The organism is Microcoleus sp. B7-D4 (assembly GCF_036705125.1).
Taxonomy (GTDB): Bacteria; Cyanobacteriota; Cyanobacteriia; order Cyanobacteriales; family Microcoleaceae; genus Microcoleus.
Genome location: NZ_JAUBTT010000010.1, coordinates 57,886 through 76,088, shown reverse-complemented (window position 1 = coordinate 76,088; position 18,203 = coordinate 57,886). Strand labels below are relative to the sequence as shown.

General features: G+C 43.3%; 21 protein-coding genes and 1 tRNA gene. 12 read left to right on the top strand and 10 right to left on the bottom strand.

Annotated elements, in window-relative coordinates; genetic code table 11:
* Positions 1-116: 116 nt before the first annotated feature.
* Both QUB12_RS06120 and QUB12_RS06115 read right to left on the bottom strand, forming a co-directional pair.
* Positions 117-500 (bottom strand): hypothetical protein, encoded by a 384-nt coding sequence (locus QUB12_RS06120; RefSeq protein WP_333305988.1) that lies wholly within the window; start codon positions 498-500, stop codon positions 117-119.
* Between the two features lie 186 nt (positions 501-686).
* Positions 687-758 (bottom strand) — tRNA-Val (locus QUB12_RS06115).
* Positions 759-830: 72 nt separating this feature from the next.
* Here QUB12_RS06115 and QUB12_RS06110 point away from each other — a divergent pair.
* Positions 831-1,550: a metal-binding protein gene (locus QUB12_RS06110; RefSeq protein WP_333305986.1), complete on the top strand. Its 720-nt coding sequence runs from the start codon at positions 831-833 to the stop codon at positions 1,548-1,550.
* A 70-nt stretch (positions 1,551-1,620) separates the two neighbouring features.
* Positions 1,621-2,448, top strand: a complete 828-nt coding sequence (gene mazG / locus QUB12_RS06105; protein ID WP_333305984.1) for a nucleoside triphosphate pyrophosphohydrolase — start codon at positions 1,621-1,623, stop codon at positions 2,446-2,448.
* A 123-nt stretch (positions 2,449-2,571) separates the two neighbouring features.
* On the opposite strand, the gene QUB12_RS06100 is transcribed toward mazG, so the two are convergent.
* Positions 2,572-2,973: a helix-turn-helix transcriptional regulator gene (locus QUB12_RS06100; protein ID WP_333140698.1), complete on the bottom strand. Its 402-nt coding sequence runs from the start codon at positions 2,971-2,973 to the stop codon at positions 2,572-2,574.
* 323 nt (positions 2,974-3,296) lie between these two features.
* Between QUB12_RS06100 and QUB12_RS06095 the strand changes: the two genes are divergently transcribed.
* Positions 3,297-3,581 carry a hypothetical protein gene (locus QUB12_RS06095; RefSeq protein WP_333305982.1) on the top strand — a complete coding sequence of 95 codons (285 nt, stop codon included), beginning with the start codon at positions 3,297-3,299 and terminating at the stop codon, positions 3,579-3,581.
* A 234-nt stretch (positions 3,582-3,815) separates the two neighbouring features.
* On the opposite strand, the gene QUB12_RS06090 is transcribed toward QUB12_RS06095, so the two are convergent.
* On the bottom strand, positions 3,816-4,301 hold the full coding sequence (locus QUB12_RS06090; RefSeq protein ID WP_190746013.1) for an allophycocyanin subunit alpha-B: 486 nt from the start codon (positions 4,299-4,301) through the stop codon (positions 3,816-3,818).
* A gap of 96 nt (positions 4,302-4,397) precedes the next feature.
* Positions 4,398-4,760, bottom strand: a complete 363-nt coding sequence (locus QUB12_RS06085; RefSeq protein WP_333305980.1) for a hypothetical protein — start codon at positions 4,758-4,760, stop codon at positions 4,398-4,400.
* A 23-nt stretch (positions 4,761-4,783) separates the two neighbouring features.
* Here QUB12_RS06085 and rlmD point away from each other — a divergent pair, with 23 nt between their 5' ends.
* From rlmD to QUB12_RS06070, 3 genes are all read left to right on the top strand, one after another.
* Positions 4,784-6,196: a 23S rRNA (uracil(1939)-C(5))-methyltransferase RlmD gene (gene rlmD / locus QUB12_RS06080; protein WP_333305977.1), complete on the top strand. Its 1,413-nt coding sequence runs from the start codon at positions 4,784-4,786 to the stop codon at positions 6,194-6,196.
* Positions 6,197-6,553: 357 nt separating this feature from the next.
* On the top strand, positions 6,554-6,781 hold the full coding sequence (locus tag QUB12_RS06075; RefSeq protein ID WP_333305975.1) for an addiction module protein: 228 nt from the start codon (positions 6,554-6,556) through the stop codon (positions 6,779-6,781).
* A gap of 110 nt (positions 6,782-6,891) precedes the next feature.
* Positions 6,892-7,206, top strand: coding sequence for a DUF433 domain-containing protein (locus QUB12_RS06070; RefSeq protein ID WP_106331699.1), 315 nt, complete (start codon positions 6,892-6,894; stop codon positions 7,204-7,206).
* Positions 7,207-7,336: 130 nt separating this feature from the next.
* Here the strand turns inward: QUB12_RS06070 and QUB12_RS06065 are convergent, their stop codons facing one another.
* On the bottom strand, positions 7,337-7,849 hold the full coding sequence (locus QUB12_RS06065) for a LuxR C-terminal-related transcriptional regulator (protein WP_333305973.1): 513 nt from the start codon (positions 7,847-7,849) through the stop codon (positions 7,337-7,339).
* A 374-nt stretch (positions 7,850-8,223) separates the two neighbouring features.
* Between QUB12_RS06065 and QUB12_RS06060 the strand changes: the two genes are divergently transcribed.
* Complete coding sequence (locus QUB12_RS06060) at positions 8,224-10,155, top strand: dynamin family protein (RefSeq protein ID WP_333305971.1); 1,932 nt, start codon at positions 8,224-8,226, stop codon at positions 10,153-10,155.
* Between the two features lie 77 nt (positions 10,156-10,232).
* Positions 10,233-12,221, top strand: coding sequence for a dynamin family protein (locus QUB12_RS06055; RefSeq protein ID WP_333305969.1), 1,989 nt, complete (start codon positions 10,233-10,235; stop codon positions 12,219-12,221).
* Between the two features lie 482 nt (positions 12,222-12,703).
* Here the strand turns inward: QUB12_RS06055 and QUB12_RS06050 are convergent, their stop codons facing one another.
* On the bottom strand, positions 12,704-14,299 hold the full coding sequence (locus QUB12_RS06050; protein ID WP_333305966.1) for an IS1182 family transposase: 1,596 nt from the start codon (positions 14,297-14,299) through the stop codon (positions 12,704-12,706).
* Between the two features lie 178 nt (positions 14,300-14,477).
* On the opposite strand from QUB12_RS06050, the gene QUB12_RS06045 reads away from it, so the two are divergent.
* The gene (locus QUB12_RS06045; protein ID WP_333305964.1) at positions 14,478-14,711 is read left to right on the top strand and encodes a hypothetical protein; all 234 of its coding nucleotides are present in this window, start codon (positions 14,478-14,480) and stop codon (positions 14,709-14,711) included.
* 10 nt (positions 14,712-14,721) lie between these two features.
* Positions 14,722-15,108 (top strand): hypothetical protein, encoded by a 387-nt coding sequence (locus QUB12_RS06040; protein WP_333305962.1) that lies wholly within the window; start codon positions 14,722-14,724, stop codon positions 15,106-15,108.
* Between the two features lie 106 nt (positions 15,109-15,214).
* Here the strand turns inward: QUB12_RS06040 and QUB12_RS06035 are convergent, their stop codons facing one another.
* The 3 genes from QUB12_RS06035 to QUB12_RS06025 all read right to left on the bottom strand — a co-directional run bounded on the left by QUB12_RS06035 (position 15,215) and on the right by QUB12_RS06025 (position 15,863).
* Positions 15,215-15,358, bottom strand: coding sequence for a hypothetical protein (locus QUB12_RS06035; protein ID WP_333305960.1), 144 nt, complete (start codon positions 15,356-15,358; stop codon positions 15,215-15,217).
* Positions 15,359-15,542: 184 nt separating this feature from the next.
* Positions 15,543-15,677, bottom strand: coding sequence for a hypothetical protein (locus QUB12_RS06030; RefSeq protein ID WP_333305958.1), 135 nt, complete (start codon positions 15,675-15,677; stop codon positions 15,543-15,545).
* Positions 15,678-15,725: 48 nt separating this feature from the next.
* Positions 15,726-15,863 (bottom strand): DUF433 domain-containing protein, encoded by a 138-nt coding sequence (locus QUB12_RS06025; protein WP_333305956.1) that lies wholly within the window; start codon positions 15,861-15,863, stop codon positions 15,726-15,728.
* A gap of 318 nt (positions 15,864-16,181) precedes the next feature.
* Here QUB12_RS06025 and QUB12_RS06020 point away from each other — a divergent pair, with 318 nt between their 5' ends.
* Together QUB12_RS06020 and QUB12_RS06015 are read left to right on the top strand one after the other, a co-directional pair.
* Positions 16,182-17,297 (top strand): SPFH domain-containing protein, encoded by a 1,116-nt coding sequence (locus tag QUB12_RS06020; protein WP_333305954.1) that lies wholly within the window; start codon positions 16,182-16,184, stop codon positions 17,295-17,297.
* Between the two features lie 551 nt (positions 17,298-17,848).
* Positions 17,849-18,166 (top strand): YkvA family protein, encoded by a 318-nt coding sequence (locus tag QUB12_RS06015; RefSeq protein WP_333140663.1) that lies wholly within the window; start codon positions 17,849-17,851, stop codon positions 18,164-18,166.
* Positions 18,167-18,203 lie beyond the last annotated feature (37 nt).

The following is an 18,203-nucleotide window of genomic DNA, read 5'->3' as shown; positions in this document are numbered from 1 at the left end:
AACTAACTGATGACTGTTGACTGTTAACTGTTGACTGTTAACTGTTCGCTGTTGGCTGGAAAGCTCACCACTGACAACTGTCAACTGTCAACTGTCAACTGACAAATGTCAACTGACTATTTACCCAAATTGGCGAATATTTCTTGTATTAATTGACTGGCTTTAGCATCAAGACGATTCCAATCTACATCGCCAGTCTCATCATCAATCAAGCTAGTATCAATTACAACTTCTTGGCTTTGGATTTGACTGTGGGCGGGCTGGTAGTTGACAAAGCAGACTCGATAGCAAAGTTCCCAGATATCGATACATCTTTGCTCGCCTTGAAGCTCTAAAATTAGTTGATAGCCCGGAATGGGAATCTGCACTTCTTGATAAGTACCCGTCCAAACTGACTCCTCTAATTGTTTGCGGATGTTGTCGATCACTCGGATCATCGCTGGCTGCATGAGCAGTTCAGCTTGCTGCCAAGCGATCGGGCTAGTTATTTTAGGCTTCATATACAGGGTTCTAAAAAAGAAAATCAATAAATTAATTTTCTAGCATTGGGTGCCAACTTTTGAGACATCCGCCACAGAATGTTAAATTGAGTCGTCACCAAATTCAACAGTCAACCCTCAACAGCAACAGCCGTTCTCGGCTTGACGGCTAAAAACGGCTGAAACTGTTGATATTGAGTTATCGGATGGGTAATGTAGGATTTGAACCTACGGCATCCTGCGTGTAAAGCAGGCGCTCTACCACTGAGCTAATCACCCAATTGCACTCACCGGGATTTATCATATCACAGTAACTCAGAAAGATCAAGTAAAAAAAATCCTAAACTTTAAATGCCCTCTGGCCGCACCCACGATCAAATAACCCTGTGGAGTTTGCCCTTGGTGGCAGCCCTCACCTTTGGCCAGACTCAGAGCAGCAACCTGACTTTGCTCGTTTCCGGCAGTTTCTTATTCGGCGGGCTGATGTTTGGCCCCGACTTGGATATCTACTCCTGCCAGTATCAGCGCTGGGGATGGTTCAAACCCATTTGGCTCCCGTACCAAAAAAGCCTGCGCCACCGCTCTTTTTTGTCCCACGGCCCTCTGATCGGCACTGCTTTGCGAATCTTGTACCTCGCTATCTGGATCGCGGTTCTCGGAATCGTGGGATTGGCAATTGCCGAAAAAGTCGGAAACTTCGGCTGGAATTGGCAGGATGTGGTTTTGAGTTACGGGCGATCGATCTGGGAACACCACATCGAATTTTTAGCCGTTTATATCGGTCTAGAATTGGGCGCTATGAGCCACTATCTGAGCGATTGGGGCGGCTCTGCTTACAAAAGATTCAAAAAGAAAGGATTGAGCGGGTTGCGGTCTCCTAAGACAATTAAGAGGCCCAAAATCAAAGCTCCCACTCGCACATCTAGCAAATCTATAGCGAAAGGAAGAAGGAAGAAGGAAGAAGGAAGTTCGGCAACGGATTATGTAACGGATGTAACGGATGTAAAGGATAGAAGGAAGAAGGAAGAAGGAAGAAGGAAGAAGGAAGAAGGAAGAAGAAGGAAGATGTAATAAAATCAATGGTTGGAGCCATTAACAACGTTATAACCGTCTTGGCGGTGGATATAAAAGGTAAATTATTATGTCTAATTCTGAAAGTCGATCGCTCACAGCACTCAAAGAACTTATAGAAGTTGTGGCTAAATTGCGATCGCCCGACGGCGGATGTCCTTGGGATTTAGCTCAAACTCCCCAAACTCTAATTCCTCACATAATCGAAGAAGCTTATGAAACCGCCGACGCGATTCGCAAAGGAGATAAAGATGCGATCGTCGAAGAATTGGGCGACTTACTGTTACAGGTAATTCTGCAAGCTCAAATTGCCAGCGAATCCAATCAGTTTACCTTCGCCGAAATCGCTGCAGGCATAACAGAAAAACTAATTCGGCGACATCCCCACGTCTTCGGCGATGTCGAAATCAACAGCGTCGATGAAGTCAACGAAAACTGGGAAAAAATCAAAGCAGCAGAAAAAGGCACAACTTCGGAAAAGCCCGCAACTTTAGCCTCGAGAATGAGCCGTTATGCCAGCACTTTGCCGCCGATAACCGCCGGGATGAAAATCTCTCAAAAAGCTGCGGAAGTGAGTTTTGATTGGGACAGTGTAGACGGCGTTTGGGATAAATTTCACGAAGAAATGGCAGAATTTGAACACGCTCTCAAACACGAGGATAAGGCAGCGCAGCAGTCAGAATTGGGAGATATTATGTTTGTGTTGATTCAATTAGCTCGCTGGTACGATTTAGATCCGTCGGCTGCTTTGCAAGGAACGAACGATCGCTTCGTGCAACGGTTTGCTATGGTGGAGGCTGCGTGCGATCGACCTTTGTCAGATTATGCCCCAGAAGAGTTAGAATCTCTGTGGCAGCAAGCTAAAGCTTTAATTGCTCAACAAAAGGGCGATGCGTAATATCAAATCCGTTGGTATCAGAATGATTAATCTCTCTCTTCTCTAACTCTGCGCCCTCTGCGCCCTCTGCGGTTAAAAACTCCCAATCTAACTAATTTTCTTTAATCAGATATCAAAAATCAACTATTCGTAAAGCTTCGCGTCATTGTACGGGGGATGTTCGCAAGCGATATATAAAGCATTTGTCGGTTCCAGGGGTTCCCCTGTCACCGGATCGATCGGCTTGAGGACAAAGCATAACAGAGAGAGCGATCGCCAATCCAAATTATCCAGCTTCCCGCGTTCGTAACGGTTGACTGTTGCGGCACTGATACCCACATCTTTGGGTACGGGTTGATTTGTAGCTGTGAACAGCGCCTCTTCGTACCCCCTTGTTTTGAACTGTGTTTCGCTAACAGACCAACCTATTGTCTGTCTTGCAGCCTTTAACATCTTGCCCAAACGCATCCGCCCCGTCTCCGTGAAGCGAACGGGACGCAATTCCTGCTCTTTGTCTACCACAGCTTTGTTAGAGAGTCCTGACATTTTTCCTACCTACGTTAACTCTCAAACTAGCACAGCATCAATGATTGAGGGTTGCACGAGCAACATCTGAGCTGAAGAAGTTTAAATTAACTTTATTTCACAAGTGCAATAAGAGTCTGATATAGTAATATGTAATTGACTCTAAACCGAACTTGCCTCTCAAGCCCTGAGTATACAGCCATGACAGCACTGTTTCGCCGCATCCAGCCCTCGAAAAAGCTCCGCATCACCGTCAGGTCGTAGGCGTAAGCCGGGGCGTAGCCATCGCCCAACTGCTCAAAATCAGCCAAAACCTGATTAAGCGAGTCGAATCATGGGCTTTCGTGGTTTTTGTGCACCATCGGGATAGAGGCGGCCTGTTTGTCAGCTACCGCAGGCTGGAAGAATGGCAAAATGCGTTAGCGAAGCCCTCGAAGAGGATCGCCCATCAAATCCAAACCTGCCCCACCCTTGGAGAACTCTCGCAGCTCAAAACATCCATTCACTACGACAGCCGGAAATTCAAAAAACAATTTATCCCAAAAACACTTGACTTTTTAAATCAAATGTGCAGTGACAAACAAGACGAACTCAACATCTGGGAAAGCTTAAACAGCATTGCTTCCTAGCGGAAATGAGGCAGATTTCCTAACACTAGCAACCGCACCCAACCGTGAGGACGCTGTTAATTGCTCAAACCCTTGCCTTTGATTCTGTCAACTGTCAACTGTCAACTGTCAACTGTCAACTCTTCCTTGCCAAAAAACAGAAGCGAAACATTTGCGAGCAATTGCGAGATAAAATCACCCCAAAAATCACCCGCGAATGCTCCGCCACATTCAGGAAAGCGATCGCCAAAGCAATTAAGACATTGCCTGAGCGATATAATCAAAATAAGGAGCTGCTTCCTTAGCATCATCCTGATTGAGCAAAGCCAAAGAAGCTTCCTTCAAACAGCGGATAGCTTCGACCATGCCAGGAACAGGAACGCCGAGAGAATTATACATTTCCCGAACGCCAATCAAACCGATGCTTTCGATCGGCTCTTTGTCACCCGCCAAGATACCGTAGGTAATCAGGCGCAAGTACCAGCCGTAGTCGCGCAGACACAAAGCCCGTTCGCGCTGGCCGTAAGCATTGCCGCCAGGAGAGATAAAATCAGGGCGTTTTTTCCAGAGTTTTTTGCTAGCTTCTTCAACAATTTTTTTCTCACTGTCAGACAGCGCAGTAGCAATACGCACCCGCTGTTCTCCGGTTTTAAAAAAATCTTTGATGCTTTGAAGTTCGCCGGTACTGGGATAGCGAAGTTCGTCGTCGGCTTGGAGAATTAGTTGGCTAACTACGCTCATTGTTATTCAAAAAAATTGAGGATATTTGAGAGTAAGATTAATTGACATTCTCATCCCTTAAAGACGAGATTCTTGGTTGGGCGATTTACTTTGCTTCTAACATTTATCAACATTAGAAGTAGCCGATAAATCTCCGCAAACGTTATGCTTGATGTTCAAGCCAGTTTCCCTGTGTTCCAGGGTACTGCGGGAAAAACTCAAAAACTGCGAGTGAGAGTTTTGATGTCGGCAGACACTTTGACTGTTTAACGAGTTTTTGCTAGCTCGCCCCAACAGCATATCGCACAGGATCGATCGAGACAACTCACGGCAGGCTTGACTTGCAGGTTGAAGCTTGGCTTTAGCAGCAAGACGTTCAGCAGCAGGAATACAGCCTGCTATTGAGCTTGAGTGCGATGGATGGAGCCCCGCTTCGCTACGACTTATCTCAGGAAAGAGAGAGCGATATTGCATTACCATATTAAATCCTACCACGACTACTTGTGACCAAATCTAAATTCCCGACCCCAAACTCGACGAAATTGGCAAACCCTTGCCAGCAAGGTCAACTGATTGAGATAGAGATTACCGACTTGACAGACACCGGCGACGGAGTTGGTCGTTTTGGTGAGTTAGTAGTGTTTGTGCCCGATACCGTGACGGGCGATCGAGTCCTTGTCCGCCTCGTGCAAGTCAAATCCACCTATGCTACAGGCAAGCTGGACACACTTCTGGAAACCTCCGAACACCGCATTCGAGCTAACTGCATTGTCGCCGACAAGTGCGGCGGTTGTCAGTGGCAGCACGTAGATTATCAATATCAGCTTGCAGCCAAGCAAAATCAAATCATTCAAGCCTTAGAACGGATTGGCGGATTTAGCAATCCCCAAGTGGATGAAATTTTAACGGGAAAAATCGAGGGATTTCCCCAATTTTTGGGATACCGCAACAAAGCGACTTATCCCGTGGCAATATCTGCAACAGGTCAAGTCCAAGCAGGTTACTATCAAAAAAGCACCCACAAATTAGTCAATCTCAATCAGTGTCCGGTGCAAGATCCGCGCCTCAATCCTTTGTTAAAAGAGGTCAAAGAAGACATCCACTGGCGGGATTGGCAAGTCTACGACGAAAAGAAACATACAGGAGAATTGCGTCATTTGTCCTTGCGGATCGGACGGCGCACGGGCGAGATGCTGCTAACTTTAATAGTTCGCACTGGAGAGTTGCCGGGACTAGAAGAGCAAGCATCAGAGTGGCTGAAACAATATCCTCAATTGGTAGGTGTTTGTTTGAATATCAATCCCGCTCAAACTAATGTGATTTTTGGGACGGAAACTCGCTGCATTGCGGGTCGTTCTTATCTGCGAGAAAGTTTTGCTGGTTTGAAATTTCAGCTAAGAGCAGATACTTTTTTTCAGGTTAATACTGAGGCGGCTGAAGCGTTGTTAGAGGTGATGGTAGGGGAATTGAATTTGCAGGGAAACGAGATTTTGGTTGACGCTTTCTGCGGAATTGGTACTTTTACTTTACCCCTGGCAAAACAAGTAAAAATAGCCATAGGTTTAGAAGTGCAACCGGCGGCGATCGAACAAGCAAAATTAAATGCTGAGTTAAATGACGTGAGAAATGTCGATTTTCACACCGGAACTGTAGAGAGTTTGCTGCCTTCCTTGGGATTGACACCGGATATTGTGCTGCTAGATCCGCCGAGGAAAGGGTGCGATCGCGCGGTTTTGGAAGCTATCAAGGAAATCAAACCAAATCGTATTGTTTATGTTAGCTGCAAGCCTGCTACTTTGGCTCGCGACCTGAAGATTTTGTGCGAAAATGGGGATTATAAGTTAGCGCGAGTGCAGCCGGCTGATTTCTTTCCTCAGACTTCTCATGTTGAGTGTGCGGCGTTTTTGGTGAGGTAGGTAGGTGGACATGATGGCATTTATGTATGTTCATCTTGTATCAAGAAAGAGGTAGATTGCGATTTATCATTGGGTGGGGGCGGGTTTATGAGATTGTCGATTACAGGCAATTATTGTTGGTGAACCCGCCCCTACAGCATCAAAAACACTTTTCAACCGAAGCTAACAGGCACGATATAAAAGGTTGATTCGCGATCGAATAATTTGCGAGCGCGTAGGGGCGGGTTTTACCAACAATCTCTGCCTAATACCAGTAATCTAATAAACCCGCCCCGACTTAGGCTATAATCAAACAAGATTGTACAATGTGCTGCCTTTTAAACTTAACTATTTAGCGATTTTAGTTGGGATACCATTATGCTATCAATTGAGCGACTGATGAAAGAAGCTTTATCTTTGCTAAATGCGTTGAGAGCGCAGTTAGCAGAGATGCTAGTTGAGAGTCTTGAATTTGATATAGACGGAACAGTTCAAAAGTTGTGGACTGTGGAAGCTAAGCAACGTCGCGATGAAATCCGAAGCGGTATGATTGAGCCAATTCCAGGAGAAGAAGCGTTAGCTCAGATTAGGCCAATCGTAGCATAATGATGAGGATGGATGGAGTTGGGCGATCGCTTTGTTTAATTCTTTGGATTTTTGCTGACTGTTATAAGACTATTTATGCTAATATCCTGTAGAGATAGATCCAAAAAGCAATGACATCAGCTTTAATTTATCCTCATATCGAGAAAGTAGCGGGTCAACCCGCACGGTTACAGCGGATACCCCGCGTGCGGGTTGCTCAGATTGTGATGGATTATCTAGCTTACGGTTGGTCAGTGGAAGAGATGTGTCGCCAGCATCCTTATTTGATGCAGTCGGAGGCTCATGCAGCAATGGCTTATTACTTCGACTTTCAAGCTGAAATTGAGCAGGAGATTCGCACGGAATGGGAGCAGGTACAACAGGAAAAATCTCTGCTTTCGCCTTCACCATTTTTCGTGAGAATGCGTGCTAAGGGGTTGTTGTAAGTGGTATTTGGAACTCCTTGCTTTAGCCTCAGAATCCGATGAATGGAGGAATGCTGTTGAGTATATTCCTTTTTAGGGCGATCGCTTTTTGGGAATGAAAGGGCGATCGCCCTTCAATTAGATTGGTTGGTTAGGGGCGATCTTTTGTATCCATGTCTTCTGTCATTGTTGGCTCTGAAAGCGAAGGTAATGTTAGTTGAAGGTGAATGTCAATTGTTATGGTATGAGTTTGATTATTCAAACCTATGTTAACTATATTTACTAACGGAACTTGGGGTGAATAATTGCTTGAGTGAGATTTAACAGAGGGCGTAGTTTTATATCCAGCTTCCTCTAGGCAGTTGTGAATATTTCTCCAGTTGCTTACCTTTTCGTTAGGTACATCTGTAATTTTTTTGAAGTATTGATATAAAGTTTTAGATACATAAACCTCAACACCTTTACGACTTTGATGGAGTTGGCTAGCTATTTCAGCAGGACTGTGGCCGCAGAGCAAACCTCGGAGAAACAGCTTTTCCCGTTCTGTCAGTCCCTTTCTGGCACGGGGAGATACTTGCCATTTGGCTTCTGCCATAGCTTTGTAGAGCCTTTCCAAGTCCCAGTTATTCGCAGCTTCAGCAAACATCTCGTCGCTGGATGTCATGGCAGTATGTCTCGCTTAGTTGATAGCTACAGCCTAACTAAAGTTATAGCTTTGGCTAGTTGCTATCTGAGTATAATTTAGTTTATCATTGCTGAAACCGGTGTGGCGATCGCTCTGCTTTAAAAAAATAGAGCTGTTTGTAAAGAGCTTATGGTGCAGATACAGCAGCGGTTAATGGGTAAGTGTAAAGATTTGTAACAATACGCCAAATTCTGCATAAAAATTCGGGATTGAAGCCGAATACATATATAGGAGGAAGACGTTGCTTGGTGCGGGACTGAGTTGGTACTGGATGCTTAGGCATTGCGGTATCTGTTTGCGGTGCGATCGGGCAATACACGCTTTTCTGTATCAAAAATTGAACGGATAGTAATATGAATAATTATGATGACCATATACAATTTGCCAACAATGTAATTGAGCGATCTCAACTTCCCCAATCTCAAAGAGATGGGTTACGTCAGCTAATACAACGTATTCAGCAAAGACAAAACGATCCCAATCTTTATTTAGCAGTGATTGGAGAATTTTCTAGTGGTAAGAGTACCTTTATCAATGCCTTACTCCGTGATAATTTGCTGAAAACATCAGCTTTAGTGACAACTGCTGCTGCTACTAGATTACGCTATGGTCAAGAAATTAACATAGAAATAAATTTTAGGCAAGTACCAGAAATAATTAAACCAAGAAGATTTTGGGCTAAAACTGCGATATCAGCTATTATTATATTTCTCGAAAAATTAGGTTTAGACTTTGACATAATAACTGCTATTGAAGGATTTTTGAATGATGGCGTTGCTTTTTTACTCAGCTTTTTTAACAGCTCAAATAATCTTACAAATTTAATTACATCTGAAGACATTAGGGCTAAGGGTATAGACATTAGGGAGTTTATTCACAAAGTTACATCTGAAGAAGAGATAGCTAAAGAAGTTATTGATGCTAATATTAATCATCCAGCCACTTTTCTACAAAATAATATCGTGATTATTGACCTACCTGGTACTAATGCTACCAATACCAGACACGCACAAATTACACGAGAAATTGTAGAAAATAAAGCTGATGTTGCTATTGTTATAATACCTGCTACACAACCTGTTAGTGACACTTTGGCGGAATTTTTGATCGCGACAATACGTTCTTCGCTAGATCGCTGTATATATGTTGTTAGCCGCATGGATCAAATTCGCCAGAGAGAACATAATAGAATGTTGGCTAATGTGAGAGAGAGATTGGTAGAGCAGCTAGAAGTTAATCCTAATAAATTGTATTCATGTTCTGCTCAGGTTGTTATGGATGATGTCACAGGAGAGCAGCAAGCAGTAAATAACCCGGAATTTTGGATCGAGCAATTCACGCAAATGCAGGTTGAAATCATAGAACGCTTAAAAGCTGAACGAAATGCAATTATTAGTGAAAATATCCAAGGTTTATTTGGTCAGCTATTTAATCAAATCAAAAGTTATTTACAATCTCAATGGAATCAATACAAGGAAAAAGAAGCTCAAATTCAGAAAGAAACCATTCAAGACATTGAATTTTTTAAAAATCAACAATATAGAGAGTGTATTAATATGATCGATAGAACTGCTACTCGCTCGGAAAATAAAATCAACGATCATGTTGATAATTTTAGAGATCGAACTAATGCTAAAGTAAAAGAAGCTATTTTTGGCGCAAGTGATTGGGACGGTCTCAAGTATGTTGTTAATACTAAGGTTGCGACAATTTTACGAGATCAACAAAACTTACTAAGTGATAGTATTCAAAATGAATGCCAGAATCTTTCTCAGTCTGCACAAGAAGTGGGGCAATATTTTGATAAAAGATTTACTGAAGTGTATCAGACCTTGCAAGCATTAGGTGGGCGTGTTGAAACTAATTCGGTGTTCGCAAGTAGTAATATTTCAATCAATACATATTCAGTTATTTCTTCTGCACAACAACTCAATAGTTCAAATTTTGGTAATGCAATGGCAGGCTTTTTCTCTCATGTATTTCGTGGCTTACTTGACGATCGCAAGCAAAAGATTTGGAATGAAATTCGACCTAAAATTTATAACTGTTTTGCTGAAATCAAACAACAGGTGCAACCAACAGTAAAGAAAGATGCGGACAATCTGAAGACAGCCATCAATCAGCGTATTAATGCTTACATTACTCACTACAAATTTGTTGTAGATGGTATGTTGAACGAACAAAAAATGGAATTGCAGCGATTGACACAGTTGCAAGCGACCATTCAAGCTGACTTAGCGGAGATTGAGCGAAGGCAACTGCAAATAAAAGTCAATTTACGTTGATGTATTAAATCAGTTACCTAACTCAATCTTTCTAATCTCACTGGCTAACTCTATCTAATAGTCAAAAGGAGACTACTATGAACTCTAACGATCGACAATATCAGTTATTTCAACAAAAACGTAACGCCCTAGCTGTTTTAGTAAAGCAGCAAATAGATGTGTTACATTCTCTTAACATGACCGAAACAGAAGCAAATATTCGTAAGCTAGAGGAGCGAATTTTAACCGATGGCTTCAAAGTGCTTGTAGTGGGTGAGTTTAAGCGGGGGAAAAGCACTTTTATTAATGCTTTGTTGCGACAAGAAGTGCTACCAGCATACTCAACACCAACTACTGCAATCATTAATGAAGTTAAATGGGGAGATAAGCAGAAAGCGATGCTATATCACAAAAAGCCTGCTTCTGGTTCACCGCGACCGCCCCAGGAAATACCTGTGGACAAAATTGAGGAGTATGTTGTTATTAAAGACTCTGGTAAAAAAGAAGGCAAAGAAAGCCCCTATGAAAAGGTGGAATTATTTTGGCCTTTAGAACTTTGTCGCAATGGTGTAGAAATTATTGATTCTCCGGGACTGAATGAGAACGAAGTACGCCAGCAAGTCACAGTAGATTACTTGTCAAGAGTCGATGCTGTGCTTTTTGTTCTGTCTTGCGAACAACTCGGTCCGTCAATTTCCGAACAGAAGATGATCGAACTGTTGAGTAATTGCGGTCATGAGGATATCTTTTTTATCTGCAATCGCTTCAATGATATTCGCAGAAAAGAAGAGCAAGAGCGAGTCAGACAACACGGCTTATCTCAGTTTAGTAATCTAACCAAACAAGGAACCAAGGGTATCTTTTTTATCACGGCTGTGGATGCTTTGGAAGGTTATTTAGAGAACGATGTGAACCGGATTAAGGCTTCTGGTATAGAACTTGTAGAGCAAGCACTAGCAACATTTTTAGCTAAGGAAAGAGGGCGGGTAAAAATTGTTCGTTCAGAAAAAATTTTCCGAATGTCTGTTGAGGAATCCAGAAAAATTATTCCTCAGCGAGAATCCATGCTGAGAACTGATTTGCAAACTTTGGAAAAACGCTATGCTGATGCTCAGGAGTCATTGCGCTCCCTAGAAAAGGAGCGTGAAAGCATAGTTAGACGGATATCGAACTTCCGCGAAGATATTAAAGAGTTAGTTCGGGGTAAAGCTCGCGAGCTTCTCAATAAAGTCGATGAAAAACTTGATGACTGGGTGAGTGAATATACAATCCAAGAAAGCGTAAAACTATTCTCTAAAGATATCTTCAACATGGAAGCGGCAGCTAAAAGAGTTGTCGAAGAGGTAACTCAATATCTTTCTAGCAAAGTAGAGAAAGAGTTTACCCAATGGCAACGTCAGGAGTTACAGCCTTTTTTGGGAAGCCGTTTGGACGATCTATTCCGAGAATTAGAAGACAAGGCAGGTAATTTTTTCTCCGATTTAGATCGAGTGCGTGTTGAGGTTTCTGGAACTAAGATATCAAAACTAGATGTAGAAGTAGAAGACACTAAAATTTCTCCTATTAATCGCATTCTCTCTGGTATTGCTGGTTTTGTATTCATGGACTATGGTTCAGCCGCGATAGGAGGGTTATTTGGCTACAAGGAAATGCTCAAGAGTCTGATTCCTCAAATTGCTACCGTTGCAGTAACAATAGCGTTTGCTGGACTCAATCCTTGGGTATTAATTCCAGCAATATTTGGTAGTAGTACACTACAAGCCTTTATTAAGGTTAACGGAATTAACGATAAGGTTAAACAACAAGTAGGCAAAGAATATGGAGCTACATTGCAAGCATCAAACCAGCCAAATGAAGTAGCTAATGCTGTTGCAGCTAAGATTAAAGAAATTGAGGACGGTGTAGATAGAGGACTTGGTAGCGAGATTCAAAGTCTTCGGACTCAAGTTAACTCAATTTTGGCGGAAAAGCAAAAAGGTCAAGTCAATGTTGACCAAAAGATTCAGGAGTTAAAATTGCTCTCAGAGCGACTAAATGCTATTGATGGAGAACTGAATGAGTTAATGAGACAAGTTGCTCAGATGTAGCAGTTTTTTGTTTTTCCCAGAGCGATCGCCCTTTTCCCCAAATAACCAAAAGTACGATCGCCCTTATTTTCCCTGCATTGCGATCGGCCGTCTCTTGTCCCAAATCCATCCTTCGCTGCTACTTTAGCTTGCGTAAGTCAGGCAAGTCGGCATTTATGAGGACTGCTCAAAGCTCGATCGCCTTTCTCATTCCGAATCCAAAAGGGCGATCGATCGATCTTTTCCATCCACATATCCCAAAAGCGATCGCCCTTATTTTATTTACTCGCGCACATATTCAACTTGTTAACATGATAACATATCAGCAGAACAGGTGTACGATCGTGAGAATATAAAAATTGGAGGAAACCTAAATGGGAAAAAGTACAGAAGTGCCAGCCAAGCGACACGACCCAAATTACATACAGCTATCGGGAGATGTCCGAAAAGAACTAGAGCGTCGGTTCAGTATTAGGTATTGACAAGAAAAAGGCTGTATGCAGTTACCCGGTCAATGAGTTCGACTCTATGCTCGGTTTAATTGGCAGAACCTTATCCATTCGAGCAATGACATGAAGGTTATGGACAACAGCGACTCGGCGTAGATCGAAGAGATTTTTACGTTGTCCAATATAGCGGGCACGATTCCCCTGCCAATGACCAATATGAGCTAAAGAATGTTCAACTGTAGTACGCTCTCTCAATTCTTGACGACCAATAGTAGTGGATTGACGCGCTCGCAACTCTTGCATTAAGGCTTCATCAGCATGAATTGATATACTGCGTCCTTTTTTACTGTTCGTACAGTCTTCCCTCAGAGGACAAATTGCACATTCACTCTCAGGAAAATGAACAACTTTTCCGGGTTCAAATGGGATACTTACCTGATTTGGGCAGCTAATTAAATGCGTATCCCAGTCTAGGAAAAAGGCATTTTTATCAAACCGGCCATAATTTCTGACCGGCCACGCCTTACAAAATATTTTTAATTGCTCATCCCGCTGTGTGACCCAATGACTGGATAAATAAGCTCGGTCAATATGTAACTCAGCTAGGTGAGGATTTTGGAATCTTAAGTCACTTTCTAGGTCAACCGTAGCAGCAGATTCTGGAGTATTTGCTTTCGTCAAAGCCACAGCCCGAACTACACCTATATCTAAATCTTTGAGGACGTGACGTTTATACCCATCTATTTTCTTAGAGCGGCTTTTCCGTCCATGCCGCATATCTGGGTCTTCAATAGAAATGCGACGGTCTTTGGCCACCCCTTTGGTGAGAATAGGAGTTCCTTGAGAGTCTAAAGTCACATTTTGGGATTCAATGAATCGAGCAATATCCAGAGTTTCTTGAGCCACTTCAATTTCATCACAATCGGACTGACATTGCATCCATTCTTCTACAGAATCTAAGCTGTTTAGGATAATTGAAAGTGCGTTTTGACGCTCGATTGGATCATCCCAGTTTAAGTCTAAGGCAGTTTTTAAGCTGGAACTCTTGAGAATTGGCGCACCGACTTCATCAGCCATTTCTGTCAGCCCCCGCCCCTGCTGACGAGCTATCACACTCACTGCCTTACGCAAAGCATGACCCAATAGATTATATGTATCTTCGACTTTACCAGCTCCCCATAATGGTGAGGAATCTAAGGCGACTCTTAATTGAGATGAGCCAAACCCACCTTTTTGTTTAGCAATTTCTACGGTGCGGTCAATTAAACGTTGGTCGAGTTCTTTTTTGATTAACCCCTTCCGGAATCTAATTAAGGTAGCTTTACTGAAGGGTGGAGTTTCGGAACCCAGACAATCTAAAACCAACTGCCAACGTTGATCCATTACCATTTCTTCTATCACTTCATCATCGGAAATCCCCATATAGGCTTGAAGGATTGTTGCCAACGCAAGTTGTGCAGGAGGCACTGGACAGTTGCCAACAGTGCTGTCTTTAAAAATTGTAGCGAGTTCGTCTTGGAATTCATCATTAAATATGGATGAACGGTTCAGCCGAAGAAATGTGAATAGCTTGGCTCTTTTGATGCGTTTGATAATCAACGCTTCTGAGTCTGACAGTTCAATGGGAGGATGCCATGAGGCAGGACGCATAAAATTTCTTCTTTCTTCCTGATTGTTAGAATTTAACCGGCTTCTCAATTCACTTATCATAGACCTTTAGTTTTGTCAAGTCCGAATACTGAACCGGCGCCCTAGGACTTCAGTTTAAAGCTGCGTGTACTCTCAAGCAGCTAAATATAGGAGAAGGGTTGGAAGAAGCAATAGAAATATGGTTCCAGGCTCAGCAAGCCCCCTCATCGAGCAACACCAGCAAAAAGGGGGGCGAGTGAGAGATCCAGATCGAGAAAAAGAAGAGCTTGGCAATCCCATCAACGAACCCGTACAAGCGTATAACCTAAAAGAAGCGAAAAAGAAATGCCAACAGCTAGCAACTGAATATGAACGGTCTCTTGCAGATGTTCGGCCTGAAGGCAAAGCCTGGTTTCGCTGCTACTTTCAGTGAGGGAAAATCCATGAAAATTCGAGAATCAGTTGGTCAAAGTGTATGGAATCATTCTGAGGGTTGGTGCTGCGAGCCTCTTGACCCCATACCGCCCGGTCATATTGCCCTAGCCGTTGAAGCGATAGATATTAATCTTGTAGACTGGGATATCGAAGAAATTGGCGAAAAAGCAGGTTTTGATATTCAGTACAAATACACGGGAGTCAATGACCCGAAAGATTCATCTTTAGCTTGCGTAAGTCAGTTTGTGGGTATCTATGAAGACTTCTCAAAGCTCGATCGCGATTTGGAAGCTTTGATTGCAGCCGGCATCCCGCGTCATTTATTTAAAATACTGACTGACAACGATGACATCGATTTGAAGCCTGTAACGCAATACCTCAAAGCAGTTTCCTAATGTTTTGGGTGTAACGCAATTGTTGCTTTTTCAAAGTGCGTGAAGCGGAGCTATCCCGTAGGGAATCGCCCTTATTTTCCTAAAGTGCGATCGCCCTACAATAATGTCAAATATATTCAATCCTTCCGATCATTTCTTGAGGTGTATAGACTTCATAAATTAAAATCAAACTACGGATAATCTCGCCAATAGAACGAGAATTAGGAGGACAATAGACAATTCCCGGATAATCGGTGGTATCACTTGCCATAATTAGAAAATCATCATCCTGAGTTAATATCACGCGCTGCTCTTAGCGAATAAACGCTAGGTGTGACTCATCGCTTTTAGTACGCAACCCTGCATCAACTGTTGTCGTCACATCTATCCCGTAACGACGTAAACCGCGCGCAATATTAGAGTCAATATGTTCGTCTAAATGAAAACGAATTTGCTCACTCACCTCTAATTGCCCTCAATTTTTCTTGTAACGGAGATGGTGGACTATTACGCTTTAATTCTTCCACAATAGCTCGACTTTCAGCCGTGCGACGATCGATTTCTTCTCGACGATCGTAATAATAGGTCATTGCTGCATGAACCGATGCCAGTGGCAGATCGTACTTTCCCGCGATTTCTTATATAGAAATCCCCATTTTGAGATACATTTCGGCGATGTGTGCTACAGCAATTCGATGACCGGCAATGCACGGCTTACCACCAAGTACCCCAGGCGTAATTTCGATATGTTCTGTGATGACGGATTCCTTAGACATTATAGTTTAAGGCTATTAATTGGTAATTTTTAAGCTCTTTAATATTAGCACAAATAGTCACAGTTACAGGAAATTGTAGGGTGCGTTAGACATTAATTCTTTCGATTTCAACAGGTTGGAAGGATCAGACGCACCCTACGGACAGTATTTCGATCGCCCCCACCATCAACTAGATGCAAGCTAGATCCAGTCCGGCCTGAATCGCGGGGTGTCTAGAAGTATAGAATAGAGGTTGCGGAACCGGCACACCGCCCGATCGCTCGCCCCCAGCAATTTGTTACCCTAAAAATAGAATCTCCCCTCCCTCAACTCCCTCCCATGAACAACGCTTCTCCCCTGATTCAAACGATAACTCCAGAACGCTGGGCCGGGTTTAGTATGGACTTTATAGGGGCGGGTTACACGGGTTTGTTGGTCAAAAACGGCCGCGCCGTGCGTACCCTGAAATCCGGGCGGCATTTCAGCTTTGCCCTTCCCCTGCTGGAACAGTCTCAAATTGTCCTCGTAGACACCAAACTCCGCAATTTGGAGGTGCAGTCGCACGGAGATTTTTTGTCTAAGGATCGATTTTTAATTGATGCCACTCTGACCGTTATTTATCAAGTTATAGATCCGAAACGGGTAGCTTTGGAATTGTCCGATCCTATAGGTGCTTTAGCAAGTGCAGTTAAGGATTGTATGGGATTAGCGATCGGGCAAATACCCCTACAACAGCTTATTAGTCAAGGACGGCTGTTGCTGCGCCAAAATTTGCTCGATCGCGTCCAAGATTTTTATACCCTGGGTTTTAACTTAGAAGACGTGCGAATTGGCGATGTCAGCTTTCCCGAAACCAACGGAGTTATTCGCCAAGTTGAGGGAATGAGTGCCCGACAGGAAGCAGAAAATGCCGCCGCCCTGCAAATGAGAATTGCCGAAGCAGGCCGCCCGATTGTTCCTCAATCTCCCGTACAGCAGTTAAACTTAATTTCAGGTAATTCTCCTGCGAGTCTTCCAGCTTCAGACACAGCAGCAGGGTTCGATCGCGATTTACAACAACTAACACAACAACTTGCTCAAAACAGTCTCCCTGCTGGGAGAAATCCTCCCCAACTTGCACCAACTGTACTCGCAAGCAGCGATCGCCAAACAACCGCATATTTAATCTACAAACTTTCTGGAGAGGCGATCGCCCTAACAGCCAATCCCTTTACAATTGGACGCGAACCGACCAACACTTTAGTATTACAAGATCCGCAAAGTTCGCGCTACCACGCTCAAATCCGCCGCGCCACTGACGAAATTGGCAAACAGCGATATCAGCTTGTCGATAGCGGCAGTTCCAACGGCACTTTTGTAGGGGGGCAGAGGCTGGCTGCTAACGAGCCTTTTTGGCTACCAAATGGTTGCGAAATTGCGATCGGCGACCAAAAATGGATCTTTCAAAATTCGTGAGTGAAAGATATGAAGATGTTTTTAAACAGCAGATAAAGACAAATGAATCCCATCAGCATTCATCTGTGTTTATCTGCTGACATCTGCGGTTAAAAAATCCCAATCAACGTAACTTGCTTTAAACGATATACAAGTAAAAAATGCCGAATCTACCGTCAATATGAATGTTTTTTTAAACCGCAGATAAACACAGATAAACACAGATAAATTCCATCGGCTTTCATCAGTCAGGTTTCTGTAGGGGCGTTACCAAGAGTCCCCGCCATTCCCACACAGCTTGACCGAAAGCATCCAGGATACCCGCCACGTGATTCATCCGTCCAGAAATAAAAAACCTGTATCCAATAAATGAGCCCCCGAATTTATCCGTGGGGTCAATGCTTCAATTCTAAAATCTAAAATCTAAAATCTAAAATCGATTGACACCTTCTCCCTCCCCAATTCCCTATACTCCCAGGTAGAAGTCTCTTGCCAACCCTAGGGGGGATATCTCCACAAGCATTTCGAGCGACAATTTGTCAAGATGGAAAATATAAGTAGAGGACAACCTGATGAACTTTTCTATACAATCTGTTTACAACTGGTATCGCGACACCCTCCGCAACCCCAAATACCGCTGGTGGATTATTCTGGGAACCCTGGCATATCTGGTAAGCCCGATCGACATTGCCCCAGACTTTCTCCCCGTCGTTGGACAAATTGACGATGTGGCAATTGCAGTCTTGCTGATTTCCGAAGTTTCCCAAATGGCGATCGACTACTTTAAATCCCGCCAAACAGAGACAGCTTCAGCATCCGAAGCCACCGGTGCCAATTATTCAGAAGCCAACGGCAGCACCGTTGACGTAGATGCAGTTTCTGTAAAATAATTGCCAAAAATAATCGAGCGCTACAACCCCGACTTCT